The organism is Bradyrhizobium sp., assembly GCF_047605465.1.
Lineage (GTDB): Bacteria > Pseudomonadota > Alphaproteobacteria > Rhizobiales > Xanthobacteraceae > Bradyrhizobium.
Genome location: NZ_JASGFS010000049.1, coordinates 24,718 through 50,319, shown reverse-complemented (window position 1 = coordinate 50,319; position 25,602 = coordinate 24,718). Strand labels below are relative to the sequence as shown.

24 protein-coding genes are annotated in these 25,602 nt (G+C 63.4%); 18 read left to right on the top strand and 6 right to left on the bottom strand.

Going from position 1 to position 25,602, the window contains the following annotated elements:
• From QM712_RS27165 to QM712_RS27130, 8 genes are all read left to right on the top strand, one after another.
• Positions 1-200 (top strand): hypothetical protein (locus QM712_RS27165; protein ID WP_415026228.1); only part of this gene is annotated, 200 nt, incomplete at its 5' end.
• Complete coding sequence (locus QM712_RS27160) at positions 197-523, top strand: hypothetical protein (RefSeq protein WP_415026227.1); 327 nt, start codon at positions 197-199, stop codon at positions 521-523. The genes QM712_RS27165 and QM712_RS27160, both read left to right, overlap by 4 nt.
• 305 nt (positions 524-828) lie before the next feature.
• Positions 829-2,115 (top strand): PBSX family phage terminase large subunit, encoded by a 1,287-nt coding sequence (locus tag QM712_RS27155; protein WP_415026226.1) that lies wholly within the window; start codon positions 829-831, stop codon positions 2,113-2,115.
• A gap of 343 nt (positions 2,116-2,458) precedes the next feature.
• Positions 2,459-2,857, top strand: a complete 399-nt coding sequence (locus tag QM712_RS27150; RefSeq protein WP_415026225.1) for a hypothetical protein — start codon at positions 2,459-2,461, stop codon at positions 2,855-2,857.
• A 99-nt stretch (positions 2,858-2,956) separates the two neighbouring features.
• Positions 2,957-3,385 (top strand): GNAT family N-acetyltransferase, encoded by a 429-nt coding sequence (locus QM712_RS27145; protein ID WP_415026232.1) that lies wholly within the window; start codon positions 2,957-2,959, stop codon positions 3,383-3,385.
• Between the two features lie 236 nt (positions 3,386-3,621).
• The gene (locus tag QM712_RS27140) at positions 3,622-4,890 is read left to right on the top strand and encodes a CaiB/BaiF CoA transferase family protein (RefSeq protein WP_415026224.1); all 1,269 of its coding nucleotides are present in this window, start codon (positions 3,622-3,624) and stop codon (positions 4,888-4,890) included.
• A gap of 109 nt (positions 4,891-4,999) precedes the next feature.
• The gene (locus QM712_RS27135; RefSeq protein WP_415026223.1) at positions 5,000-6,229 is read left to right on the top strand and encodes an acyl-CoA dehydrogenase family protein; all 1,230 of its coding nucleotides are present in this window, start codon (positions 5,000-5,002) and stop codon (positions 6,227-6,229) included.
• Positions 6,230-6,238: 9 nt separating this feature from the next.
• Positions 6,239-6,802, top strand: coding sequence for a flavin reductase family protein (locus tag QM712_RS27130; RefSeq protein ID WP_415026222.1), 564 nt, complete (start codon positions 6,239-6,241; stop codon positions 6,800-6,802).
• Positions 6,803-6,827: 25 nt separating this feature from the next.
• Here the strand turns inward: QM712_RS27130 and QM712_RS27125 are convergent, their stop codons facing one another.
• On the bottom strand, positions 6,828-7,736 hold the full coding sequence (locus tag QM712_RS27125; RefSeq protein ID WP_415026231.1) for an NAD(P)-dependent oxidoreductase: 909 nt from the start codon (positions 7,734-7,736) through the stop codon (positions 6,828-6,830).
• 176 nt (positions 7,737-7,912) lie between these two features.
• On the opposite strand from QM712_RS27125, the gene QM712_RS27120 reads away from it, so the two are divergent.
• The 6 genes from QM712_RS27120 (at position 7,913) to QM712_RS27095 (ending at position 14,271) form a co-directional block, all read left to right on the top strand.
• Positions 7,913-8,896 carry an ABC transporter substrate-binding protein gene (locus QM712_RS27120; protein WP_415026221.1) on the top strand — a complete coding sequence of 328 codons (984 nt, stop codon included), beginning with the start codon at positions 7,913-7,915 and terminating at the stop codon, positions 8,894-8,896.
• Positions 8,897-8,974: 78 nt separating this feature from the next.
• On the top strand, positions 8,975-10,669 hold the full coding sequence (gene ilvD, locus QM712_RS27115; RefSeq protein WP_415026220.1) for a dihydroxy-acid dehydratase: 1,695 nt from the start codon (positions 8,975-8,977) through the stop codon (positions 10,667-10,669).
• A 125-nt stretch (positions 10,670-10,794) separates the two neighbouring features.
• Complete coding sequence (locus QM712_RS27110) at positions 10,795-11,640, top strand: ABC transporter ATP-binding protein (RefSeq protein ID WP_415026219.1); 846 nt, start codon at positions 10,795-10,797, stop codon at positions 11,638-11,640.
• The gene (locus tag QM712_RS27105) at positions 11,637-12,422 is read left to right on the top strand and encodes an ABC transporter permease (RefSeq protein WP_415026218.1); all 786 of its coding nucleotides are present in this window, start codon (positions 11,637-11,639) and stop codon (positions 12,420-12,422) included. The genes QM712_RS27110 and QM712_RS27105 overlap by 4 nt, the downstream gene beginning before the upstream one ends.
• Positions 12,422-13,186, top strand: a complete 765-nt coding sequence (locus QM712_RS27100; RefSeq protein WP_415026217.1) for an ABC transporter permease — start codon at positions 12,422-12,424, stop codon at positions 13,184-13,186. The genes QM712_RS27105 and QM712_RS27100 overlap by 1 nt, the downstream gene beginning before the upstream one ends.
• Before the next feature lie 38 nt (positions 13,187-13,224).
• Positions 13,225-14,271 (top strand): peptidase M29, encoded by a 1,047-nt coding sequence (locus QM712_RS27095; protein WP_415026216.1) that lies wholly within the window; start codon positions 13,225-13,227, stop codon positions 14,269-14,271.
• On the opposite strand, the gene QM712_RS27090 is transcribed toward QM712_RS27095, so the two are convergent.
• Genes QM712_RS27090 through QM712_RS27070 form a run of 5 tightly spaced genes read right to left on the bottom strand, consistent with a single transcriptional unit; the run spans position 14,268 to position 19,984 of the window.
• A complete protein-coding gene (locus QM712_RS27090; protein ID WP_415026215.1) occupies positions 14,268-15,260 on the bottom strand; it encodes a 3-hydroxybutyryl-CoA dehydrogenase in 993 nt (330 codons plus the stop codon). The two genes, QM712_RS27095 and QM712_RS27090, sit on opposite strands and share 4 nt — an antisense overlap.
• Before the next feature lie 3 nt (positions 15,261-15,263).
• On the bottom strand, positions 15,264-16,352 hold the full coding sequence (locus tag QM712_RS27085) for an NAD/NADP octopine/nopaline dehydrogenase family protein (RefSeq protein WP_415026214.1): 1,089 nt from the start codon (positions 16,350-16,352) through the stop codon (positions 15,264-15,266).
• Complete coding sequence (locus QM712_RS27080; protein WP_415026213.1) at positions 16,349-17,884, bottom strand: class I adenylate-forming enzyme family protein; 1,536 nt, start codon at positions 17,882-17,884, stop codon at positions 16,349-16,351. Before QM712_RS27080 ends, QM712_RS27085 begins: the two co-directional genes overlap by 4 nt.
• Before the next feature lie 2 nt (positions 17,885-17,886).
• Positions 17,887-19,176: an acyl-CoA dehydrogenase family protein gene (locus QM712_RS27075; protein ID WP_415026212.1), complete on the bottom strand. Its 1,290-nt coding sequence runs from the start codon at positions 19,174-19,176 to the stop codon at positions 17,887-17,889.
• A gap of 7 nt (positions 19,177-19,183) precedes the next feature.
• Positions 19,184-19,984: an alpha/beta fold hydrolase gene (locus QM712_RS27070; protein ID WP_415026211.1), complete on the bottom strand. Its 801-nt coding sequence runs from the start codon at positions 19,982-19,984 to the stop codon at positions 19,184-19,186.
• Between the two features lie 213 nt (positions 19,985-20,197).
• On the opposite strand from QM712_RS27070, the gene QM712_RS27065 reads away from it, so the two are divergent.
• The 4 genes from QM712_RS27065 (at position 20,198) to QM712_RS27050 (ending at position 25,595) form a co-directional block, all read left to right on the top strand.
• A complete protein-coding gene (locus QM712_RS27065; protein ID WP_415026210.1) occupies positions 20,198-20,959 on the top strand; it encodes an SDR family NAD(P)-dependent oxidoreductase in 762 nt (253 codons plus the stop codon).
• Between the two features lie 42 nt (positions 20,960-21,001).
• The gene (locus QM712_RS27060; protein ID WP_415026209.1) at positions 21,002-21,838 is read left to right on the top strand and encodes an enoyl-CoA hydratase family protein; all 837 of its coding nucleotides are present in this window, start codon (positions 21,002-21,004) and stop codon (positions 21,836-21,838) included.
• 99 nt (positions 21,839-21,937) lie between these two features.
• Complete coding sequence (locus tag QM712_RS27055; protein WP_415026208.1) at positions 21,938-24,289, top strand: bifunctional salicylyl-CoA 5-hydroxylase/oxidoreductase; 2,352 nt, start codon at positions 21,938-21,940, stop codon at positions 24,287-24,289.
• A 55-nt stretch (positions 24,290-24,344) separates the two neighbouring features.
• A complete protein-coding gene (locus QM712_RS27050) occupies positions 24,345-25,595 on the top strand; it encodes a flavin-dependent oxidoreductase (RefSeq protein ID WP_415026207.1) in 1,251 nt (416 codons plus the stop codon).
• Positions 25,596-25,602 lie beyond the last annotated feature (7 nt).

The following is a 25,602-nucleotide window of genomic DNA, read 5'->3' as shown; positions in this document are numbered from 1 at the left end:
GCCGGCCTCGCGGCGCGCGCGGGTTGCGCGCGCCGCTGCGGTCTCCGGGCACGGAGATAGGGTTCGCGCCCGAAACGATCGCGCGTCGTCACGCGATCTGCCGCGCATTTTGTCGTCGAGGAGAAGACATGGCCGAATATCTGATATCGCTCGCGCTCGCGGGCCTGGTTGCCATCGTGCTGTGGGAGACGTTGTCTTGAGCGGGGAGATCGAACGCGCGCCCGCGCGGGTGACCGCGGCCCGGAAGACGTCGACGGCGCGCACGCTCACCGAGATCCGTTCGCTGGCGCGCAGCCATACCCAGACGGCCATCCGTGTCCTCGTCGGCGTCATGCGCAGCGACGAGGCGACGCCGGCGGCCCGCGTCTCCGCCGCCAACGCCATCCTCGATCGCGGCTGGGGCAAGGCCGCGCAGCCGATCGAGAACGGCGACGACATGGCGCTGGAATTGATTCACCGGATCGAACGCATCATCGTGCATCCCGCAAGCGCGAGCGGCACCGACACCGGGCACGATGCCTGAGTGTTTCGCAGGAGCGCGCGATCACGCGTGTCGTGCGATCAGCGGTTTGACACGTCGGGCAAAACACCGGCAGAATGGCAACATCGAAACGAGTTGGTCGAGCCCGCGCCGTGCCATCGGTCCGCGGGCTTTTCGTTTCCGCCGGCTTTTCGTTCCGTCGTTCCTTGACCGGGGTCGGCCGGTTTTCGCTCGGCTTGCGGGCAGGATATCCGGTCGATCAGTATTCGTTGAGCAAGTCGGCCGAACCTGCGGTCCGCGATGTGGCGCAGGCGTACGGGTCTGCTCCAGGCGAGCGAGCGCATGCATTGTCCATCCTGAAAATTCCGACGGCCAAGATCTTCGAGCCGCTGTTGAAGCCTGCGCGCTACAAGGGTGTCTATGGTGGACGCGGCTCGGGAAAATCGCATTTCTTCGGCGAGCTTCTGGTCGAAACCTGCCAGGCCGAACGCGGCACGCTCGCGGTCTGCATCCGCGAGGCGCAGCGGACGCTGGCGCAATCCTCGAAGCGCCTGATCGAGGGCAAGATCGCCGGTCTTCGCCTCGGCCATGGTTTCAGATTGTTCAGCGACAAGATCGAGACGCCCGGGGACGGGCTGATCATCTTTCGCGGGCTTCAGGATCACACGGCCGACTCGATCAAGTCACTGGAGGGATTCCGCATCGCCTGGATCGACGAGGCGCAAAGCCTGAGCGCGCGCAGCCTCGCGCTGCTCCGGCCGACGATCCGCGCGAAGGATTCCGAACTGTGGGCGAGCTGGAATCCGCGCCGCAAGAGCGATGCGATCGACGATTTCCTGCGCGGGCGCCGGCCGGATGGGGCGGTCGTCGTCGAGGCGAACTGGCGTGACAATCCCTGGTTTCCGGACGTGCTCGTGGAGGAACGGTTGCTCGACCAGAAACTCTATCCGGAGCGCTACGACCACATCTGGGAGGGCGACTATGCGCGCGCTTTCGAGGGCGCCTATTTCGCCTCGCTGCTGTCGCAGGCGCGTGCGCAGGGGCGGATCGGGAAAGTCGCGGCGGATCCGCTGCTGCCGCTGCGCGCCTTCATCGACATCGGCGGCGCGGGCGCCGCGGCGGACGCCTTCACGATCTGGATCGCGCAGTGGGTCGGCAGCGAGATTCGTATCCTCGACTATTACGAGAGCGTCGGGCAGGTGCTGGCGTTTCACGTCAACTGGCTGCGTGCGCGCGGCTACGACAACGCCATCCTTCATCTGCCGCATGACGGCGTCGCCGCCAACAACATCACCGGCAAGCGCTACGAGGATCATCTGCGCGAGGCGGGCTTCACCGTCGAGCCGCCCGTGAAGAACCAGGGCCCGGGCGCGGCGATGATGCGGATCGAGGCGCTGCGGCGGCTCGGGCCGCAGCTCTGGTTCAACGCGGACACGACGGAGCCCGGTCGCGAGGCCCTAGGCTTCTACCACGAGCGCCGGGACGAGACGCGCAACATCGGGCTCGGTCCCGAGCACGACTGGTCGAGCCATGCCGCGGATGCGCTGGGGCTGATGGCGATCTGCTACGAGCAGCCGGGCAGGGCGGCGGCCTTCAACCGGCCCATCCGTTATGCGGAGCAGGGGTGGATGTGATGCGCCGCATTTGTTCTATTCGGATTGGGTTCTACCTATGAGCGATCTTCATGAGGTCGCGTTGCCGTCGCGGCGATCTCGGGGCGGTCCGATCGTTGGCATGATCCGCGCGGGAGTAGCAGCTCGACGGGGCGACCTCGCATCGAACTGTGCTGACACGGCTAGGCGCGCAACCCGTGGAGACGCGTGCCGGCGGATCGATGCCTGGTTTCGGCGCGGGAGAGGCTGTGCGGACAACACCGCGGATCGCCGCTGACCAATTGGTGGCTGCGACCGATGGTTTCGACCGCTGCCTGGCCGGACCGAATTCCGGACGACTTCAGACAACAGACCGAGAAATGTCATGCCGAAAATGTCGATCTCCGAAGTGAAGGCGATGCTCGCCGCCGAGAAGGCCAATGCGCTCGCCGCGATGTCGGCGGCGCAGCTTGCGGAGGAGCGGGCCGATGCCATGGACTATTACCTCGGCGACATGAGCAAGGACATGCCGGCGCAGGACGGCCGTTCGCGTGCGGTGTCGACCGATGTCTCCGACACCATCGAAGGCCTGATGCCGTCGCTGATGGACATCTTCGCGGGATCCGACGAGGTCGTGCGCTTCGAGCCGGTCGGACCCGAGGACGTCGCAGCAGCGCAGCAGGAGACGGACTACGTCAACCACGTCTTCATGCAGCAGAACGGCGGCTTCATGATCCTCTATTCCTTCATCAAGGACGCGTTGCTGTCGTCACGGGTCTCGTAGGGGCGGTCTGGCTCGGTGTCAAAGTCATGCTGGGCAAGTGAGCACGGGCCTTCGATGATCGATTGCAAGCAAGGATTTTCCGCCAACACGGGTCATCCCATGTACAGAATTCGCGCCGTCGATGCAGACGACGATGAGGTCGCCGAAGCCTTGCGCGAGTTGCATCGCCAGACATTTTTTGATGGGGCTGCACTGCCGCGGTTTGATGTGGGAACGTGGTGGCTCGCTCATCGTGACAACCAGGCGGTTGCCTTCGCTGGTGTGGTGCCGTCGACGCATACCCGAAACGGCGGCTATTTCTGCCGGGTCGGGGTTTTGCAACGACATCGGGGACGGGGCCTTCAGCTTCGGCTGATGCGCGCCGTCGAGGCCAGCGGACGGCGCGTGGGTTGGGACAGCATCGTGTCCGACACGACCGACAACCCCGTATCGGCGAATAACTTCATCCAGGCGGGTTATCGGCTCTATGAACCCGACGCGCCTTGGGCCTGGTCGAACACGCTCTACTGGCGAAAGCGGCTACGCTGAATGGGACGAGTTTCCCGTGACGTGGAACTGCTGGTGCTGAAGGTAGACCCATGCGTGCGGGATGCGGCTCGGCCTTGAAGGATATTGGAACATTGAGGCCCGGCAGCTCGGTGCTGCCGGGCCGTTTTGTGTTTTGATGGGGTGCGTGAAAGACTTGCGAAGTGCGGCGCTCCGGGCTTTAAATTTGCACATGCAGGAAATTCGGCGACCACAAGCCGATGTAGGGGAGCGCAAGGATGTCGACCATGCCTCAATTGCCGGAGCGGTCACCGCGCGCGACGGGCGGCCCGAGCGCTCTCGATGGCCTGTTGGTCGTGGATTTCACACGTGTTGTCGCCGGCCCCGCCTGCACGCAAACGCTTGCCGACTTTGGCGCACGCGTCATCAAGATCGAGAATCCGGACGGAGGAGATGATACGCGCGCGTACGAGCACGCCGAGATCGGTGGTGAAAGCGCCGCCTATCTCAGCTTGAACCGCAACAAGCACGGCATTGCACTCGATTTCAGCGTGCTCGAGGCGCGCGAGATCGCGCGGGACTTGATCCGCAAGGCGGATGTGGTCGTCGAGAATTTCTCGAGCGGCATCATGAAGAAGTTCGGCCTGGACTACGAGGCGGTCGCGCCGCTCAATCCGCGGCTGGTCTATTGCTCCATTTCCGCCTATGGCCGGAAAGGACCCTTCGCCTCGCGACCCGGCTTTGATCCGATCACGCAGGCGGAAAGCGGGTTCATGTCGCTGAACGGGTTCGCCGATGGTCCGCCCGTTCGCACGGGCCCACCCATCGTGGACATCGCCACCGGCATGAGCGCATGCAATGCGATCTTGCTGGCTCTGCTGGCACGGGATCGGCTTGGTCGGGGGCAGCATGTCGAGGTGGCCCTGTTCGACATCGCCATGGCCATGACCAGCTTCTATGGGATGGCCTATCTGATCAACGGCCAGAATCCCGGCCGGTTCGGCAATTCGCCGAACGGATCGCCCGCCGTCGGCGTCTATGACGCGTCCGACGGGCCGCTCTACATGGCCTGTGCCAACGACCGTCTCTATCGGCGTCTGGTGGTCGAGGTCCTGAACCGGCCGGATCTCATCAATGATCCGCAGTTCGCCACGCGAAAAGCGCGCTCCGAGAACAGAGAACTGTTGCGCGCGGCAATTGCGGAGGTATTTGCGAGCGACACGCTCGAGAATTGGATATCGAAAATGAAGCTGGCCAACATCCCGGTCGGCTATCTCCGGACTGTCGAAGAAGGGTTCAACGCCCCTGAGGCCCGGAAGCGCGACCGCTTGAGCCGGATCTCTCATCCGACTGCGCAATGGGTCCCCAATATCGAAACGCCGATCACGATGAACCTGACGGCGGCGATCGATCCAGTCGCCGCACCGTTGCTGGGCGAACACACGGAAGGCGTATTGCGGGAGACGCTCGGCTACGACCAGCGCCGGATCAGCGAATTGTCGGAGAAGGGCGCCTTTGGCGCGAGCAAGCGCGTGACGTCGGTCTGAACAGTCCGCAGCTCCGATCGCAGGCAACGCGTTGCGCGCCTCTCCGGCTTGCCTCATCTTGATTTGGAGAGGTTCCCGCCGCATAACAGTCTGAACGCGAGGGACACGAATGGCGCCAGGTCAGGAGCCGAGCATGGGCCACCCTACGGGGACAGACCCCGGTGGACGTGCCTATGCGGCGATGATCGCAAAGGCCCGCGCACTCCTGCCGCAGTTGCGAGAGCGGGCGGGTCGAACCGAAGAGCTCCGGCACCTTCCGCCGGAGACGGAGCGGGAGCTGCACGACGCCGGCCTGTTTCGAATGCTGCAGCCGATGCGCATTGGCGGCTCCGAACTCGATTATGTGGCGCTCGTCGATTGTGCGGACTTGCTCGGACGGGCGGACGCATCCGTAGCCTGGAACCTTGCCAATCTGGCAAGCCACCACTGGATGCTCGGCATGTTCGAGCCAAAAGCGCAGGACCTGGTCTGGAGCAAAGATCCGGACGCCCTGATCGCATCGTCCTTTATCTTTCCCGCCGGCCGAGCCACGAGGGTTGAGGGTGGATATCGATTGCGCGGGAGTTGGCCGTTCTCCTCCGGTGTGGCCTCCTGCGAATGGAATATGCTCGCCAGCGTCGTCTCGTCCGATGATGAAGCTGACGGTATCGAATACCGGATCTTTCTGCTTCCGAAGGCCGACTACAAGATCCTCGACACCTGGAACGTCGCGGGCCTGCGGGGCACCGGGTCGTCCGACGTGGAGGTGAAAGATGCATTCGTGCCCGATCATATGACCGTGGCCGTGGGGGATCTTGCCGGCGGCCCGACGCCGGGCAGCAAGCTCAATCCAAACCCGCTGTATACGCTGCCTGTGTTTTCGCTGTTTCCTTACGTCCTGTCCGGTGTTGCGCTCGGCAACGCGCAGGCGTGCCTGGACGATTATGCGGACGTGGCACGTCACCGCATATCGACCTACAATCGCGCCAAGCTGAGCGATTTCCAGAGCACGCAGATCAAGATCGCCGAGGCCTCGGCCAAGATCGACGCCGCGCGTCTGATCATGCGTTCCGTCTGTATCGAGGCGATGGAGGAGGCCCGGCGCGGCGGCTTTCCAGACATGGCGACCAAGACCAGGCAGCGGCGTGATGGTGCTTTCTCGGTCAATCTGTGCACCGATGCCGTATCGATGCTGTTTGCGGCGAGCGGTGCGCGCGGTCTGTTCACGACGGGGGTGTTGCAGCGGCAATTCCGCGACGCGCATGCGATCAACTCGCATCTTGCGTTCAATTTCGATGCGGCCGGAACCAATTATGGACGTGTGGCGCTGGGGCTGCCGTCCGAGAATCTCACTCTGTGAGGCCGGTCGATGAATGATCTCCCGAAGCAGCCGGCCGCTCCCGATCCGGCCAACGAACTTGCCAGCGACAGCTCACCGATCGATCCTCGCGATTTCCGCAATGCGCTCGGAACTTTCGCGACCGGCGTGACGATCATTACGGCTGCGGCTGCTGATGGAAAGCCCTACGGCTTGACATGCAATTCGTTCGCCTCGGTCTCCCTCAATCCTCCGCTGGTTCTCTGGAGTCTCGTGGTCTATTCGTCCAGCCTGACCATTTTCCAGAACGCCAGCCATTTCACCGTCAACGTGCTCGGTGATTCGCAGCAGGCGCTGGCGAACAAGTTCGCGAAATCGTCCGACGACAAGTTTGCCGGCGTCGATTGGAGACCAGGGCTCGGCAACGCTCCGATCCTTGCCGAGAGCGTCGCCAACTTTCAGTGCCGCTCCGTCAATCGCTACTATGGCGGCGATCACGTCATCTTTCTCGGCGCGGTCGAGGCCTATGCCTACAACGCGAGCGAGCCTCTGCTGTTCGCGCGAGGGACCTATGGTCGGTTCGTGGTCGATGACGAACGCAAGAAATCGCCTTGATGCGCCGGGACTCGCGCGCTCCCGCTCAATCGTCCGCCGCTGAAAGCTTGTAGATCTCCAGCGCGTCCGCATCAGCCCCCCGCACTGTCCTGGCCAGCCTGAATAATTGTCCCGCAAGCGCAGCCATCGGGACCGGCGTCGATGTCGCTTGCGCGACATCGGCGATGGTATCGAGGTCCTTGAGCATCGTTGCGATATGGCCAAGCGGAGGTGCGTAGATGCCCTGGGCCATCCGCGGCACGAAAAGCTGAAGTGGAATGGAATCCGCAAAGCCGCCGGCGAGCGCTTCGGGCAATCGATTGGCGTCAATTCCGGAATTCACAGCAAGGCGGGTCGCCTCGGCGAGAACGGCCATTGCGCATCCGACGATCACCTGATTGCAGAGCTTCGTGGTCTGGCCGGCCCCGATGGGTCCCATGTGAGTGAACCTACGTGCCATCGCGAGGACGTAAGGTCGCACCCTCTCGATGTCGGCGGCGTCTCCGCCGGCCATGATCGCAAGTGTCCCTTCCTCGGCCCCCTTGGTGCCCCCGGACACCGGTGCATCAATCCAGTGGGCGCCGTTCGCGGCCTTCAGGCGAGTGGCGAGATCGCGCGCGGCATCCGGGTGGATCGACGAGAAGTCGACCACGATCTTGCCGGCGCCCGGGGCGGTTGAAATGCCGTCGGGGCCGAAGATCACCTCCTCTACCGCAGTCGCATCCGTCACGCACATGAAGACGATGTCGGAAGCAGCCAGCAGGTCGCGAGGCGTCTCGGCGCGCCTCGCGCCGGCCTCAACGAGCGGGGCCGCCTTGCCGAGCGACCGGTTCCACACGGCGACCTGATAGCCGGCTGCAAGCAGGCGCCGGGTCATGGGAGCCCCCATGAGTCCGAGGCCGAGATAGCCGACCTTCTCGACGCCCTGCGGGTTTGCCTTGCTCGCCTCAGCCATAGGTTGCTTCCTTCCATCGCAGCGCCATGCGGCGCGGCCGCGCTTTACCATACTTTGTGCGTAACGCCGAGAAACCGAGCCAATCTGCATGGCTTGCCTGATTGTTTGAACCATGAAAGATTTGCGCCGGTCGGGGTGGGCTGGCGCGGTCGGCGCCAAAGCAGCGGAGTGGCACGATGCGAACGGTCTCTAGGTGGATGCTGGCATTGGGGGCGGTCGCGGCCATGATGGCCAGTGCAACCGCGTCGCGGGCACAGCAGACAATCCGCGTCGGCTGGACGATTCCGGCTGAGGAATCCAAGTATTGGATGATGCGCCGGCCGGCCGAATTTCCCGACATCGGCAAAACCTACAACATCGAATGGACCCAATTTCAGGGCACCGCGCCCATGACGCAGGCATTGGCCGCCGGCGCCTTGGATTGCGCGACACAGGCGCCGCTATCGCTTGCCAACGGCGTCGTCGGCGGCAACCTCAAGGCCTACATCGTGGCGCAGCATGTGTTCGAGAAGCCCGGTGGCTTTTCGGTCTACTGGGCGGTCAAGGATGACTCGCCGATCAAGACGATCGCAGACCTCAAGGGCAAGACGGTCGGCATTTCCGTGATCGGCGGCGGCACCCAGGGGCCGTTCAACCTGCTTCTGAAGCAGAATGGCGTCGATCCCGCCAAGGATATCAAGCTGGTCGAGGTCGGCTTTGCCGTCTCCGAAGATGCGTTGCGTCAGGGGCGCGTCGATGCGGTCAATATGAACCAGCCGTTTGCCGCGCGCGCGGAAGCGAAGGGTGGCACGAGGAAGCTGTTCTCGCTGTCAGAGGCCATGCCGAACATCGTGCACATCCTCGAGGCGTGCCGTGCCGATTTCGTCGACAAAAATCCGGAACTGGTCAAGGCCTATGTGCGCGATATCACGTCTGGCATGAAGAAGGCGCTGGCGAACCGCGAAGAGACGCTGAAGGTCGTGTCGGAGGTGCTGAAAGCGCCCGTTCCGGTGCTGGATACGTATCTGCTCAAGGACAATGATTTTGGTCGCGATCCCGGCGCGGCGCCGAATTTCCCCGCGATCCAGAGGATGTTCGACATCTATGCGGAGACGGGAATGCTGCCGAAGCTGGATGCCGCGCAATTCAAGCATCCAACCATCGTCGCACCGCTCCAATAGTCGATCATTCGGTTTTTTCAACCTACGAGGTCCCGATGTCCCGCTGTGTGCGGGACATCGCATGAAGATGATGCTCCCATGAAGAAACTGCGATCACGGGTTACGACTGATGGCCTCGACCGGGCCCCCCATCGGGCATTCATGCGCGCGATGGGGCTGGATGATGCGGCGATCGCCAAGCCGATGGTGGGTGTCGTCAGCATGAAGGGCGAACAGACGCCCTGCAACATGACGCATGACTTTCAGGTTGCGGCTGCCAAGACGGGAATCGAGGAAGCCGGCGGCACGCCACGAGAGTTCTCGACGGTGTCGGTCTCCGATGGCATCAGCATGAATCACGAGGGAATGAAGTTCTCTCTTTTTTCGCGCGAGTTGATCGCCGACTCGATCGAGGCCGTTGTCCATGGTCTCGCCTACGATGCACTTATCGGATATGGAGGCTGCGACAAGACCCTTCCCGGCGTCATGATGGGTATGGTTCGTTGCAATGTTCCATCCATTTTCATCTATGGTGGAAGCTCGTTGCCGGGCCGTGTCGACGGGCGAACCTTGACGGTGCTCGACTCCTATGAGGCCGTCGGCAGTTTCATGACGGGCGAGATCGACGCTGCGACGCTCGAGCGCATCGAGCGCGCGTGCCTGCCGACCATCGGCGCCTGCGCCGGTCAGTTTACGGCGAACACGATGGGTATGGTCTCTGAAGCGATGGGCCTCACCATTCCCAACGTCTCTATGGTTCCGGGTGTCTACGCGGAACGCGCGCAGATATCACGGCGGGCCGGGCGGCTTGTCATGCAGATGCTCGAACAGGGCGGTCCATTGCCGCGCGAGATCGTGACACGGAAATCCCTGGAGAACGGGGCCGCCATCGTTGCTGCGACGGGTGGCTCGACCAACGCCGCGCTTCATCTGCCTGCGATCGCGAACGAGGCCGGCATCGCATTCACGATCGACGACGTCGGCGAAGTCTTTGCCAGGACGCCACTGATCGGAAATCTTCGCCCCGGCGGCAAGTACACGGCGAAGGATGTCTACGATATCGGCGGCGCGGCTGTCGTGATCCGAGAGCTGATCCGGAGCGGTCACATCGATGGCAGCTGCTTGTCCGTCACGGGCCGCACGCTTGCGGAAGAATATGGCGCGGCCAACGCTCCCGATGGTGAGGTCGTTTACGCAGCAGGAGCGCCGATCATGCCTGATGGTGGCGTAGCCGTGCTGAAGGGTAATCTCTGCCCGGATGGCGCGGTCATCAAGGTCGCAGGATTGAAGAACCAGTTCTTCGAAGGCGTCGCGCGCGTCTTCGAGGATGAGGAGGGATGTGTCGCAGCGGTTCGCGATCGGAGCTACAAAGCCGGCGAGGTGCTCGTGATCCGCAACGAAGGGCCGGTCGGGGGCCCCGGCATGCGCGAGATGCTCGGGGTGACTGCGCTGATCTATGGTCAGGGCATGGGCGAGAAAGTCGCTCTGATCACCGACGGCCGGTTCTCCGGAGCAACTCGTGGCATGTGCATCGGCTATGTCGCCCCTGAAGCTTTTGTTGGTGGTCCGCTGGCGCTTGTTCGCGATGGCGACAGGATCCGGATCGACGCGGCAGGGCGCCGAATGGACCTGCTTGTCGACGAGCAGGAACTCGCTGCACGCCGTCGTGATTGGAAGCCTCGCCCGCCACGCCACCGCGCAGGCGCGCTCGCCAAATATGCACGCTTGGTTGGCCAGGCCCCGCATGGAGCGGTTACGCATGAAGGCCCAGCCGAATGGCCCTGGTTCGAGTGATGCGTTCTGTTCGTGCGAAAACGGCCACCCGCTTGGCAGGTTTCTTGCTATGCTCGTGCCGCTGATGGAGGACTGTCAGCGGACCGTTCGCGCGCTGATCGCGCGCGAGTAAGGCGAGGGACGGAATGAAGGTAGTGCCTTCGAGATCGAGCGAATGGGTGAGCCCGGTGACATCACAAAAGCCGGCTTCTGCGATCATCGAGATCGACCGCGTCTCGCAGGTGTTTCAGACCTCGGCGCGCAAGGATCATCTGGCACTATCGGACATCTCCTTGACGATCGAAGAGGGCGCTTTCGTCTCGATCCTCGGCCCATCCGGCTGCGGCAAGTCGACACTGCTCTACATCGTCGGAGGTTTCGTCAGCCCGACCGGTGGTGTGGCCAAGATGAAAGGAAAGGCAATTACGGGGCCCGGCCCCGACCGCGGACCTGTGTTCCAGGAATTCGCGCTGTTTCCCTGGAAGACCGTGCTTGGCAATGTCATGTACGGACCGCGTCAGCAGGGGGTTCGGGCGACCGAAGCGGAAGCGCAGAGTCGGGCCCTGATCGAAATGGTCGGTCTCAAGGGGTACGAGAATTTTTTTCCCAAGGAGCTGTCGGGCGGCATGAAGCAGCGCGTCGCGTTGGCCCGGACGCTCGCCTACCATCCCGAAGTCCTGTTGATGGACGAGCCGTTCGGCGCGCTCGACGCGCACACCCGGACGCGCCTGCAGAATGATCTCCTGAATATATGGGAGCGGGACCGCAAGACGGTGTTGTTCGTTACCCATTCGGTCGACGAGGCCGTCTTTCTGTCAGACAAGGTCGTGATGATGTCGAAGTCACCCGGCCGTATCCGGCAGGTGATCGACATCGATCTGCCGCGGCCGCGGCGTCGCAATGAATTGCTGCTCGATCCGCGCTATCAGAAATATGTCGTCGACATCGAACGCATGTTCGACGAGAGCGACGAAGCCGGGTCTGCCTCATGATGTCCCCGGCAGTCTGGGCGAGACGCGCCGCCCCAGTGCTCGCCTGTATCGGTCTGCTGGCTGTGTGGCAGATGGCTTCGTTGGCACTGAAAAACGATAGCTTTCCGACGGCGATCGAAGCGATCCGCGCGATCCCGGACATCCTTGGCGACAAGGAGTCGCTCATCAATATCCTTGCCTCACTCCGCCGCATGGCGATCGGGTTCGGCATCGCGGTGCTCGTTTCGATTCCTCTCGGCTTGTTGATGGGGCGCAGCCGGGCTGTTGCGGCTTTCTTCAATCCGCTTTTGATGGTGATCTACCCGGTGCCGAAGGCGGCCTTGATGCCGATCATCATGTTGTGGCTGGGCGTCGGCGACGTCACGAAGACACTTGTGATTTTCCTGGGCGTCAGTCTGCCGGTGATCTATCACAGCTTCGAGGGTGCCAAGGCGGTCGAAGAAAAAATGCTCTGGTCGGGTGCCGCGATGGGGCTTTCGGCCATGCAACGACTGGTGCGGATCGTACTGCCCGCGGCGCTGCCGGAAATCCTGACGGGGTGCCGCACCGGGCTTGTGCTGGCGCTGATCACGATGATCACCAGCGAGATGATCGCCCGGCAGTCCGGGGCGGGGAACATCCTCTTCAATGCGCTCGATATGGGCCAATACGACACGGTTTATGCGATGATCATCATCGTCGGGGCGATGGGAATATGCCTCGATGCCATCTTCGAGCGGGTCCGCGCACGGCTTGTGCGCTGGTCGGAGCCTCAGTTCGACATGCCGCTGAGCTTCTCGTGATGTCGCGCCTTCTCTCCGCAAACGTCGTCCTCGGGCTTGCGCCGATCGTGCTCGTGATCCTGCTGTGGCAGGGTCTGGTCTCATCCGGACTTGCCCCGGCAGTGTTGTTGCCACCGCCCGGCTTCGTGTTCGGTCGATTGCTCCAGCAGCTTTTGACCTGGACGTTTCAGCAGGAGATCGCCGCGACCCTGATCCGGCTATTTGCCGGCTTCTCGATCGCGGTCGTGCTTGGTGTCAGCATCGGTATCGCCGCCGCAGCCAATCCGGTGATCAATGCCGTGGTTCGGCCGATCGTGCGCGTACTGGCCCCGTTGCCCAAGGTGGCACTCTACCCGGCGCTATTGCTTTTGCTGGGTTTCGGCCATGGATCGAAGATCACGCTGGTGGCGGCTGACGCACTCTTTCCCATCCTCCTTTCCACCTACTACGGCGCCTCGACCGTCGAGCAGAAATTGATCTGGTCGGCCATGGCGGCGGGAACACCACGGTATGAAATCCTGTTCAAGGTGGTGTTGCCGGCCGCGATGCCGTCGATCCTCACCGGCTGCCGGATTGGTCTTGTCATTTCCTGCATCGTGGTGTTTCTGGCCGAGATGATCACGTCCACGGACGGATTGGGCCACGCTCTCGTCACGGCAGCCCGGACCTTCCAGGCCGTGGACATGTTCGTGCCGCTGATTACGATCTCGCTGCTGGGTTTGATCCTGAATGGCCTGCTGGGGGCCTTGCGATCGTACCTCTTACGAGGCTTTCCCGAAGCGTGATCTGACCGAACAAGAAGCCGATAGACCGGGAGTGAACCATGCTGGCTGATCGCATCGAAGCAAAGTGGATCGACGCCTTCTGCGAGATTTTCGAGCGATGCGCGGTCAAGTCGGGAGATACCGCGGCAATCCTTTCGGAGACCCAGTCGCGCGCGCTCAATGTGCATCTGGCGGAGCTTGCTCTGCTGCGTATGGGCGCGCGGCCGTTCCATGTCGTCTTGCCGACTCCGCGCAACCGGCATGTGGTGCCGGTACGTTCGACGGGAGCGAGTGAGGCCATCCAGCGGTTGACGCCCGTCATCAGCGCGCTGCAGCAGGCCGGCTTCGTGGTCGATTGCACCATCGAAGGCCTGATGCACGCCGTCGAGACGCCGGAAATCCTCAAGGCCGGCGCGCGCATCCTGGTGATCTCGAATGAGCATCCCGAGGCGCTGGAGCGGATGGTGCCGGATCCTGCGCTCGAGAAACGCGTTCGTGCTGCGGCGAAGATGCTGCGCGGCACCAAGCGGATGCGGGTCACCTCGAAGGCGGGCACGGCGCTCGACGTCGACATGGTCGGCGCTTCGACGGTCGGCGTTTGGGGATGGACCGACAAGCCCGGGACGCTGGCGCATTGGCCGGGCGGCATCGTGGTCAGCTTTCCCAAGAGCGGGACGATCAACGGCACGCTGGTGATGGCGCCGGGCGATATCAATCTCACGTTCAAGCGCTACCTGGCGTCGCCGGTGAAGATGACCCTGAAAGATGATTACGTCGTCGAGCTGGAGGGCGAGGGGACGGATGCCGCAATGATGCGTGCCTATCTTGCCGCCTGGGGTGATCGGGAGGCTTATGCCGTTTCGCATGTCGGCTTCGGCATGAATCCCGGAGCGCGTTATGAGGCGCTTTCGATGTATGACCAGCGCGACACAAACGGCACGGAGATCCGCGCCGTCTCCGGCAACTTCCTGTTCTCGACCGGCGCCAACGAATTCGCCGGACGGTACACGGCAGGCCACTTCGACCTGCCGATGATGGGGACGACGATCGAGCTCGATGGCATTGTGGTCGTGCGCGAAGGCGTGCTTCAGGACGTCTTCGGCTAGCTGCCGTCGACGACCGGCGGGCGAGCCAAGCCGAAGTGCTGGAGCAGATCGACCATCGCCTGGAGGCGCTTGGTCCGATAGGCATCCACGTCGAGACCGGAATAGTCGAGAAAGCCTGCGCCCGTGCGGAGGCCGATCCGGCCTTCCTGCATGTTGCGCGAGATCACGTCCGGCGCCCGATATCGATCGCTGCCGAGCGCACCTTCGAGGTAACGGCTGGCATAGTAAAGGATATCGCCGCCACCCCAGTCGATGAATTCGAGCAGCCCGAGCACCGCATAGCGGAAACCGAAGCCGTAGCGGATCGCCTTGTCGATGTCCTCGGCGCTGGCAACGCCCTCCTCGACCATGCGGGCGGCTTCGTTCATCGCCAGCGCCTGAATGCGAGGGACGATGAAGCCGGGGGTCGCGGCGCAGACCACGGGCACCTTGCCTATCCCTTCAAGCAGTCTCTTGACCTCGTCGACGATGGCGGGGTCGGTAGCCTTGCCGGGCGAAATCTCGACCAGCGGAATCAGATACGCCGGATTCAGCCAGTGCACGTTGAGGAAACGGCGAGGGTTCTCGATGGCGCCGGAGAGGTCGTCGACGAGGATCGTCGATGTCGTCGATGCAATGATCGTGTCCGGGCTGACCTGTCTTGAAGCTGCTCCCAGCACGTCCCGCTTGAGCTCGACGACCTCCGGAACGCCCTCGAAAACCATGCCGGCTTCGGCCAGCGCTGTGCTGCTCTCGCCCGTGGGCACCACCGAAATGCGGGCGATCAGTGGATCAACGTCGGCCTCGGTCAGCAGTCCCAGCTTGGACAGGCTGGCAAAGGTCTTCCTGACCTCGTCGAGTGCGTCCGTCTTCAGCCTGGTGAAATCCTCCGCCGAACGGGCCTTGATGTCGATCATCGTGACTGCATGTCCGGCATAGGCGAATGCGACGGCGATGCCACGGCCCATCCGGCCGGCCCCAAGACAGGCAATGTTGGCGCGGCGGTTCATCGGTCAGAATCCCTCACGAAGCAGCGTCTGCAATTCGGCCTTGTGAAGCTTGCCAAGCCCCAGCGTTTCCAGCGTCCGGCCGTTCTTCATGAAATCTTCTCCGCAGATGGCGCCGCCGATGGCCAGGAACGCCTTGGCGAGCGGCGTGACCACGTCCGCCAGCCCTGCGACGGATACCAGCAGCGACAACCCAAGCCGCAAATCCTCGCGCATGTAACGGTGCTCTGTCAGCACGATCCGTTCCCGCCAGTCGCCGGAATCGGTCAGTCGATCGTGCGAGCCGCGGCCGTACATCCAGATCTCGCCTTCCTTGGCGTAGTGATGGGCGAGCTGGAAGTGCGGTGCGCCATATCCAAGCGCCTCGCGCACCGCGATCCGCTCGACATCGAGGGCGTCGGTCACCCGCCGGATCGCGGCTTGCGTTCCCTCCTTGTGAATGTCCCATCTCTCGAAATGTTCGATCGGACCCGCGTTCATCACGATCAGCGGCGGATGAATGATGCAGCCCGCATTCATCAGCGCACCGGACAGCGCGTCACCGCAGGGCTCGATCACCCCCGGGAAGGCGCGTCCGATCACCTCGAGTGCGTGCGGGGCCTGATCGAGCGGGAACACGCCGACCGGCAGGCGTTTGGCACGGATCGTGATCGCGACTTCGAATGGCCCGTGCTTGCGGGTGAGCCACGGCAGCGTGCCGGTTTCGGCAAAGCTGGCTTTGGCGCCATTGCCGGCTTCTCGCGCGGCCTGGGCGAAGATCATCGAGCCGAATGTCGCCGGAGGCAGAAACACGACCTGGCCGTCCCGCAGATGGGGGGCGAGCATGCGGGCGATGTCGAACTGCGCGAAGGCAGGGGCTGGACACAGGATCAATTCCGCGCCGCTGACGGCCTGTGCGATATCTGTCGTCACCAGCGCGAGAACGACGTCGTGGCGGCCGTTATGGTCCTTCACGAGGATGCGCGAGCCTGCGGCGCGATGGGCTGCGACCTGATCGGCGTCGCGGCGCCAAAGCCTGACGTCATGCCCTGCCAGCGCAAAATCGCCTGCGGCCGCGAAAGAGCCGTTTCCCCCACCCAGAACCGCAATCTTCAAGATGCTTCTCCTTGTGCGCGCGACTGCGCATCAAGCTGCTTCAGCAGGAAATGCTGAACCTTGCCCAGCGCGGTGCGCGGCAGGTCGGTGACGAAAATGATCTCGCGCGGAACCTTGTAGCGGGCGAGTTGCGCCTGGAGATGGGCCTTTAGCTCGTCTGCGCCGAGCCGACATCCGGAGCGTCTGATCACATAGGCGATGGGGACTTCGTCCCAACGTGGGTCCGCTCTTCCGATCACCGCGCACTCGCTGATATCCGGATGCTCGAGCAGAACGCGCTCGACTTCGGCGGGGTAGACGTTTTCTCCGCCGGAAATGATCATGTTCTTCTTGCGATCACGGACCCAGAAATAGCCGTCCGGGTCGCACAGGCCGATATCACCGGTCCGATACCAGCCGTCTTGCAGCGCATCGCGTGTCGCGTCGGCATTGCCCCAATATTCGAAGAAGACGTTGGGACCGCGCACCGCGATTTCGCCTGGAGCACCCGCCGGCACTTCGATGCCGGCCTGATCGATCACCTTCGCCTCGCAGCACAGGCCCGCAAGTCCGGTCGATCCCACGCGCGAAAGATCGCTGCCGAGACGCGTGTAGATCGCAACGGGGCACGTTTCGGTCGATCCATAGACCTGAAGCACGGGCACCCCCCGTGACACAAAGCGGTCGATCAGATGCGGTGGCACGATCGTCGAGCCGGTGGCAACGGCTTTCAATGAAGAGAGGTCGGCGCCGGTCCAGGCCGGATGATCGCTCACGGCCTGGATGATCGCCGGAACCATGACTGTCAGTGTGGGCCGATCGGTCGCGATGGCCGCGAGTGCCGTGTCCGGTGCGAAGCGAGCGTGGATCGTCACGGTCGCGCCAAGCTGCAGCGCCGGCGTGGTCTGGATGTTGAGACCGCCGACATGGAAGAACGGCAGCACCGTCAGCACATGATCGTCCGATGTCATGTTGTGCATGTGCTGGCTCATGACGCCGTTCCAGAATAGCGCCTCCTGGCGCAGCACGGCGCCCTTCGGCCGACCGGTCGTCCCCGACGTGTACACGATCAGGAGCGGACACAGGAGGTCGGTGTGCGGATTGCGGTCGCTGCCCTCATTGCGCGCCAGCAGGGCTTCGAATGTGACGCCGCGAGACGGCTCGAAATCGAGACCGACGACCGCTGTCCCCGGCAAGCTATGCTCCAGCCCGGACAGGACGCCCTCGAAAGCCTGCTCGAGCACCAGGACCTTGGCGCCCGCGTCCGTGAGAATGAAGAGCTGCTCGGCGACCGCCAGCCGCCAGTTCAGGGGCACGAGCATGGCCCCGAGCCGGGCGCAGGCGTAGAGCAGCACCAGGTAGTCCGGCCGATTCTGGCTGAGGATCGCGACGCGATCGCCGCGGCCGACGCCAAGCTCCCGCTTCAATGCCGTCGCGGTCCGCTCGATGCGAGCGGCGAACGCCGCGTAGCTCAGCCGTTGCCCCTCGAAGGCGATGGCTGTCTTGTCTGGCGCGAACGCCGCATTGCGGTCGATCAGACTGCAGAGGTCCACCGTCAATCGTCCGTTTCGCCGGCCTCGTACAGCGCCTCGCGTCCGATGCGGTCGAGGCAAAGTTCGGCCGTCCAGGGCAGCATCAGCGAGCCGCAGCGGCTGTCGCGATAGATGCGCTCGAGCGGCAGCGATCGAAGCATGGCCTGTCCGCCGCAAGTGCGGATCGCCAGAGCCGCGAGCTCGTTTGCTCCCTCCATCACCGAGTATTGGGCGGCGTATGCGCGCAATACCTGTTCCTTGCTGGGATTGGCACGAGCTTCCGTCACGGCCTGAAACCAGATCGCCTTGATCTGTTCGAGCTTGATCTGCATCTGCGCGACCGCGATCTGCTTGGTCGGATACATCCTGCGCTTGACCGGCGGCATGCCTGGCACCTCGCCGCGCAAGTAGCGTACCGTGAAATCATAGGCCGCCTGCGCCAGGCCCATATAGGTCGGCGACAGCGTCAGGAACATGTGCGGCCAGCGCATCGCAGCCTGGAAATAGACGCCGCGGGGCATCAGGGCCGCATCTTCCGGCACGAACACGTCCTTGAACAGGAGCGTCCGGGACACGGTTCCCCGCATGCCAAGCGGATCCCAATCGCCGACCACCGAGACGCCCTGCGACTTGGCGGGGATGGCGAGATAGAGGGTGTTGCGGCGCGAGGCCTTCTCATCTCCCTCGATCTCAGTGCAGAGCACGCCGTAATAGTCTGCATGACCGGAGAGCGAGGCAAATATCTTCTTGCCGTTGACGACCCAGCCGCCCTCGACGGGCCTTGCTTCCGTACCGAAAGCGACGCCGCCCGCGGCTGCGGCACCGCCCTCCGAGAAGGGCTGCGAGTAGATCGCGCCGTCGTCGATGATGCGCTTGTAGTGGAGCGCGCGGCGTCGCTCCTGCTCCGCGCGGGTTTCCACGTCCATGTCGAGATCGTCGGCCAGCGGTCCCGACCACAAGGTCGAGCAGACGTGCATGTTCCAGGTGAGCGCGGTCGCGCCGCAATAGCGCCCGATCTCGGCCGCCGCCAGCGCATAGGTCTGATAATTCGCGCCAAGTCCCCCATGCTTCTTCGGAATGGCGATACCGAGCAGTCCGACACGGTGCAGATCCCGATAGTTTTCGATCGGGAACGTCGCCTCGCGGTCGTAGGTCGCGGCGCGGCCGGCGAACACGCTTTGGCCGATCTCTCTGGCGCGCGCGATGATACCGGCCTGCTCGTCGCTCAAGCGGAACGCGACGGGGTCGAAGATCGGTGCATCGAGCGCGACCTTGCCGGTCGTGCCGATGGTCTTGCTGACTTGCATGGTCATTGCGCAGTCACCTGTGTTTTGCAGCGACGGTGTCCAGGAAGCGGCCGAGAGCCTGATCGAAGGCAGCAGGCCGTTCAAGATTCGCGAGATGACCGACGCCGGCAAGCTCGACATAGTCGGCCGCGGGAATGTAGGTCGCGGTCTTCGCCATCATGGGAGCCGGAGCATTGTTGTCCCGGGAACCGGACAGCAGCAGCGTCGGCACGGCTATGTTCTTCAGCGTGTCGCGCTGGTCGAAGCCGATCAGGGCGAGCATCATGGCGCGATAGCTCGCTTCAGGTACGCTCGCCATGCACTCTCGCGCGAGCTCCATCCCGCTCGGATCAGGATCGTCACCGACGAGCTCCTTCACCAGCGAGGGCGCCAGCGATTTCATTGTCTCTCCACGATCGAGCGGTCCGAGCCGCGCCGCGATGAACGACTTTTGCCAGTCGCCGTCGGCCTTGCCGAAAGCCGGGCTGGTTTGCGCAAGGACGACTGCCCGCGCCTGCGTTGGAGATTGCGCCAGCCATTTCTGGACGATCATGCCGCCGATTGAATGACCTACGAGGATCGGCCGTATCGCGCCGATCTGATCGATGAATTGCTGGAGAGCGTCTGCGAGGGCTGCGATGCTGACGCTGGGAAGCGCCGCGGATCCGCCGTAGCCCGGCATGTCCCAGGCTATCGCATGGAAGCGGTTGCCGAAGCCGGTGAGCTGATGCCGCCATCCCCGTGCCGCGCCGCCAATGCCGTGCAGGAATATCAGGGGTATCGCTGTTGGGTCGCCCGCAGCTTCATAGGCGAAGCGTCCGTCCCTTGTTATCATTGGCGCGGGTTGTGACACGCGACATCCTCTTGCTTGGCTCGGTGATGCTAACAGGCCTGCTGGCGATGGGAAGCGATAATTTCATACTTAAAGCAATTTCCGGGCCGGTCCCGAATGGGTGGTGCGTTCGCACGCCGCCGCGCTTCATTGCAAAAGTTTGAAGTTTAAAATATAGCGAAGTGGGATCGGCAGCGACGTCAGGGAGCCAGTGCAATGTCTGGATTGCCGCATTCGCCGCATGCGCTCGTGACTGGTGGTGGTCGCGGCATCGGCCGGGCCATTGCTGCGGCCCTTGTTGGCGCCGGTGCGACGGTAACCGTGCTCGGCCGGAATGCGTCAGCTCTCGAAGAAGCGGTCGGCGCCGGGGCCGCGCATTTTGCGACCATCGCGGACGTTTCGGACGAAGCCGCATTGATGGCGGCCATCGCGGAAGCGCATGCGCGAAGACCTATCGATATCCTGATCGCCAACGCCGGCAGCGCCGAGTCCGCGCCGTTCTCTAAATCGGACAGCGCGCTTTTTTCGCGCATGATGGACGTCAATTTCATGGGCGTGGTCCATGCCATCCGGGGTGTGCTGCCCGTGATGAAGGACCGCCCCTACGGACGCATCGTCGCGATTGCATCGACGGCCGGGCTCAAAGGCTATGCCTATGTCAGTGCGTATAGTGCGGCCAAGCATGCCGTTATTGGCCTGGTGCGCTCGCTTGCCCTCGAGATGGCAGGCACCCATGTGACGGTGAATGCGGTGTGCCCGGGATTCACCGACACCGACCTCCTGGCCGGGAGCATCGACAACATCATGAAGAAGACCGGCCGGAGCCGCGAGCAGGCGATTGCCGAACTCGCACGGCACAATCCGCAGGGGCGCCTGATCACGCCGCGGGAAGTGGCTGACGCCGTGCTCTGGCTATGCGGAGAGCAGGCCAGCGCGATCACGGGGCAGGCCATTGCGGTGGCGGGTGGCGAGATCTAGCGGGCGCCTGATCGTCACCGGAGAGGAAAACGAGGAGATCACATGAGCAGACCAGCCAATCCCGTGACCGTCCCGCTTGCGGATTACTCGCCGCAGCACTTCCTGCTGGCCGTGGTCGACGGCGTCGCGTCGGTGACGCTCAATCGCCCGGACCGGAAGAATCCGCTGACCTTCGACAGTTACCGGGAACTCACCGATTTTTTCCGGGCCTGCGCGTTCGATGACGAGGTCAAGGCCATCGTCATCACTGGCGCCGGCGGCAATTTTTCGTCCGGCGGAGACGTGTTCGAGATCATTGGCCCGCTCGTGAAGATGGACACCAAGGGCCTCACCGCCTTTACCCGCATGACCGGCGATCTCGTCAAGGCGATGCGGGCATGCCCGCAGCCGATCGTGGCTGCGGTCGAAGGTATCTGTGCGGGGGCCGGCGCGATCGTCGCGATGGCGTCGGACATGCGGCTTGCGGCGAGCGGCGCCAAGGTCGCATTCCTGTTCAACAAGGTCGGGCTTGCCGGCTGCGACATGGGGGCCTGCGCGATCCTGCCCCGGATCATCGGGCAGTCGCGAGCCTCCGAGCTCCTGTACACCGGCCGCTTCATGACCGCCGAGGAGGGCGAACGCTGGGGCTTCTTCAGCCGTATCGTCACGTCCGAGCAGGTGCTGCCGCAGGCACAGGCCCTGGCGAAGCAGATTGCGGAGGGGCCGACCTTCGCCAACACGATGACGAAGCGGATGCTGGCGATGGAATGGGCAATGTCGGTGGAGGAGGCGATCGAGGCGGAGGCGGTCGCTCAGGCCCTGTGCATGACGACGGCCGATTTCGAGCGTGCTTTCCAGGCCTTCGCCAACAAGGTCAAACCCGTCTTCAGGGGTGACTGAGCCGGACGGGGTCGTCGTCACCGGGGCCGCAACGGGACTTGCGCGAAATTATTTTAGGCTTAAAATAGTTTCAGTGCCGGGCAGATTGGCGAGGCTCCCATGAAAGTCGCGATCATCGGTGGCGGACCTGCGGGTCTCTACGCAGCGATCCTGCTCAAGAAGCAGCGTCCGGACGCGGAGATCAGCGTCTACGAGCGCAACCGCGCCGACGATACCTTCGGCTTCGGCGTGGTGTTCTCGGACGCGACGCTGGATAATTTCGAAAAGCACGATCTGCCGAGCTATCGCCGCATCACCGAGGAATTCGCCTATTGGGACGACATCGCCGTGCATTTCCGTGGCACGGTGCACCGGGTCGGCGGCAACGGTTTCTGCGGCTGTTCGCGGCGGAAGCTGCTCATGATCCTCCAGGATCGGGCGCGCGAACTCGGTGTCGCCCTGCATTTCGAGACGGACGTCGATGACGAGGCGCGCTTCGCCGATGCCGATCTGATCCTGCTCGCCGACGGCATCAACAGCCGCTTTCGCGAAAAGCACGTCGAGCATTTCGAGCCCGAGGTCGACGTCCGGTCCAACAAGTTCGCCTGGATGGGGTCGACCAAGCCGCTCGATGCCTTCACGTTCATCTTCCAGGAGACGGAGTGGGGTCCTTTCATCGCGCACGCCTATCAGTACGAGGCCGGGCACTCGACCTGGATCTTCGAGACCGATCCGGAGACGTTCGAGCGGGCGGGACTGACAGGATTGAACGAGGCTCAGTCAGCCGCCCGGATGGCCGACATCTTCGGTTGGTTCCTTGATGGACATCGGCTGCTGACCAATCGCTCGATGTGGCGCAATTTCCCCATGATCCGCAGCAAGCGCTGGGTCAAGGACAACATGGTCCTGCTCGGCGATGCGAAGGCCACCGCGCATTTCTCGATCGGCTCCGGTACGAAGCTCGCGATGGAGGACGCAATCGCGCTGGCCGACGCGTTGCAGCAAGCGCCGAGCATTCAGGCTGCGCTGGAGATCTACGAGCATGGCCGCCGAGAGGAGGTCGAGAAAACACAGCATGCGGCCGACGTCTCGCTGGTCTGGTTCGAGCACGTCGACCGCTTCTGGGACTTCGATCCCGTGCAGTTCGCATTCGGCGTCATGACCCGTTCGAAGGCGATCACGTACGACAATCTCCGGCTTCGCGCTCCCGATTTCGTCGCCGAGGTCGAGAAGTCGTTCGCCAGGCAGGTTCGCAGCCATGGTTTCGACGTCGATACCGACAAGCCCGTGGTGCCCTTGTTCCAGCCCCTTCGGTTGCGCGAGATGGAAATCGCCAATCGCGCCGTGATGTCGCCGATGTGCATGTACTCGGCGAAGGAGGGCGTGCCGACCGATTTTCACCTTGTGCATTATGGGTCGCGCGCCATCGGGGGGGCCGGCCTGATCTTCACGGAGATGACGTGTGTCAGCCGAGACGCCCGCATCACGCCCGGCTGCACCGGCCTGTGGAACGACGAGCAGGAGGCTGCCTGGCGGCGCATCGTGGATTTCGTCCACGGCAATTCGGCCGCTAAGATCTGCCTGCAACTGGGGCATGCGGGCCGCAAGGGCGCGACCAAGCTGATGTGGGACGGGATCGATCGTCCTTTGGAGAGCGGCGGCTGGGAGGTGTTCTCGGCGTCACCGCTGCCCTATTTCCCTGACAGCCAAGTACCGCGCGAACTCGACCGTGCCGGCATGAATGCGGTCAGGGAGTCCTTTGTCGCCGCGGCCGAGCGAGGCGACCGCTGCGGCTTCGACATGCTGGAGCTGCACTGCGCCCACGGCTATCTGCTTGCGAGCTTCATCTCCCCGCTGACGAACACGCGGACGGACGAATACGGCGGCTCGCTCGAAAATCGCCTGCGCTTTCCGCTCGAAGTCTTCGAGGCGCTACGTGCAGTGTGGCCTTCGCACAAGCCGATGTCGGTGCGCATTTCCGCGACCGATTGGGCTGACGGTGGTATCGGCGGCGACGATGCCGTGGAGATCGCAAAGGCTTTTGCGGACGCCGGGGTCGATCTCGTGGACGTCTCGACCGGCCAGACCGTGCGCGATGCGCAGCCCGTCTATGGACGCATGTTCCAGACGCCGTTTTCCGATCAGGTTCGCAACGAGGCGCGCGTGGCCACCATGTGCGTCGGCAATATCACGACGGCGGACCAGGCGAACACGATCCTGGCCGCCGGCCGGGCCGACCTCGTCGCGCTCGGCCGGCCGCATCTGGTCGATCCCTTCTTCACCATGAAGGCGGCAGCCTGGTACGGGACGGACGAGGCGTTCTGCCCGCCGCAATACATGCCCGGCAAGGACCAGGTTTTCCGCAACAGCGTCCGCGACCGGCAGGATCTCGAGGAGCTGAGGATCAAGGCCAAGCCGAAGACCCGCGCCGAGCTCAAGGCGGAGGCGACAAAGCCGCTTGCGGCGGAGTGAGGGCCCGTGCGACCTTAACCTCATTGCCTTGAGTGTTTCGAGTGGAGTGAGGGCGATGAAAGCGATAATCGTCGGTGGCGGTATCGGTGGTCTCACCACCGCGTTGATGCTGCGGGCCCGCGGCATCGGTTGCGAGATTTTCGAGCAATCCGATACCATCCGCGAACTCGGCGTCGGTATCAACACATTGCCGCATGCCATGCGCGAGCTGGCTGGACTTGGCCTGCTCCAGAAGCTGGACGACGTCGCCATCCGCACCGACCAGCTCTATTATCTCAATCGTCATGGCCAGGAGGTGTGGCGCGAGGCCCGTGGCGTGGACGCCGGTCACGACGTGCCGCAATTCTCGATCCACCGTGGCCGCCTTCAGGGCGTCATTCATCGCGCTGTCGAGGAGCGGCTTGGGCCGGACGCAATCCATACCGGCTGCCGGCTCGGCGCGTTTACGCAGGACGAAGGTGGCGTCACGGCCTATTTCTTCGACCGGACCGGCGCGCATATCCACACCGCGCGTGGCGACATCCTGGTCGGTGCGGACGGCATTCATTCGCGCGTCCGTGACACGTTGTTCCCGAACGAAGGGCCGCCATGCTGGAACGGTCTGATGCTGTGGCGCGGCGCGCGCGACTGGCCGCTCTTTCTCACCGGCAAGTCCATGATCGTGGCCGGTGGCCTCAATGCCAAGGTGGTGATCTATCCGATCGCGGAGGGATCGAGCCCGGCGAGCCGTCTGACCAATTGGGCCGTGCTGGTCAAAGTGGGCGAGGGCAATGTACCACCGCCGCGGAAAGAGGACTGGTCGAGGCCGGGCCGGCGTGAGGAACTGATGCCGCATGTCGCACGCTTTTCCGTCCCCTATATCGACGTGAGGAGCCTGATATCCGCGACGCCCGAGTTCTACGAATATCCGACCTGTGATCGCGACCCCTTGCCTTACTGGTCGTCGGGGCGGGTCACGCTGCTCGGCGACGCCGCGCATCCCATGTATCCGGTAGGATCGAACGGAGCCTCGCAGGCGATCCTCGATGCGCGCTGTCTTGCCGATGCTCTGGTTCGCGCCGAGCATCCGCGCCAGGCGCTGGTGGAATATGAGAAGAAGCGTCTGCCGATGACGGCGGACATCGTTCGCTCCAACCGGCGCGGCGGTCCCGAAGGAGTGATCGACGCCGTCGAGCAGCTCGCGCCCGACGGGTTCGACAACGTCGACAACGTGCTGAGCTATTCCCAGCGTGAAGCCATCGTGCGCGGCTATGCCACCAAGGCAGGCTTCGCTGCGGTGCCGGGACTTGCGGCGGTGCGCGCCTGATCTAGCC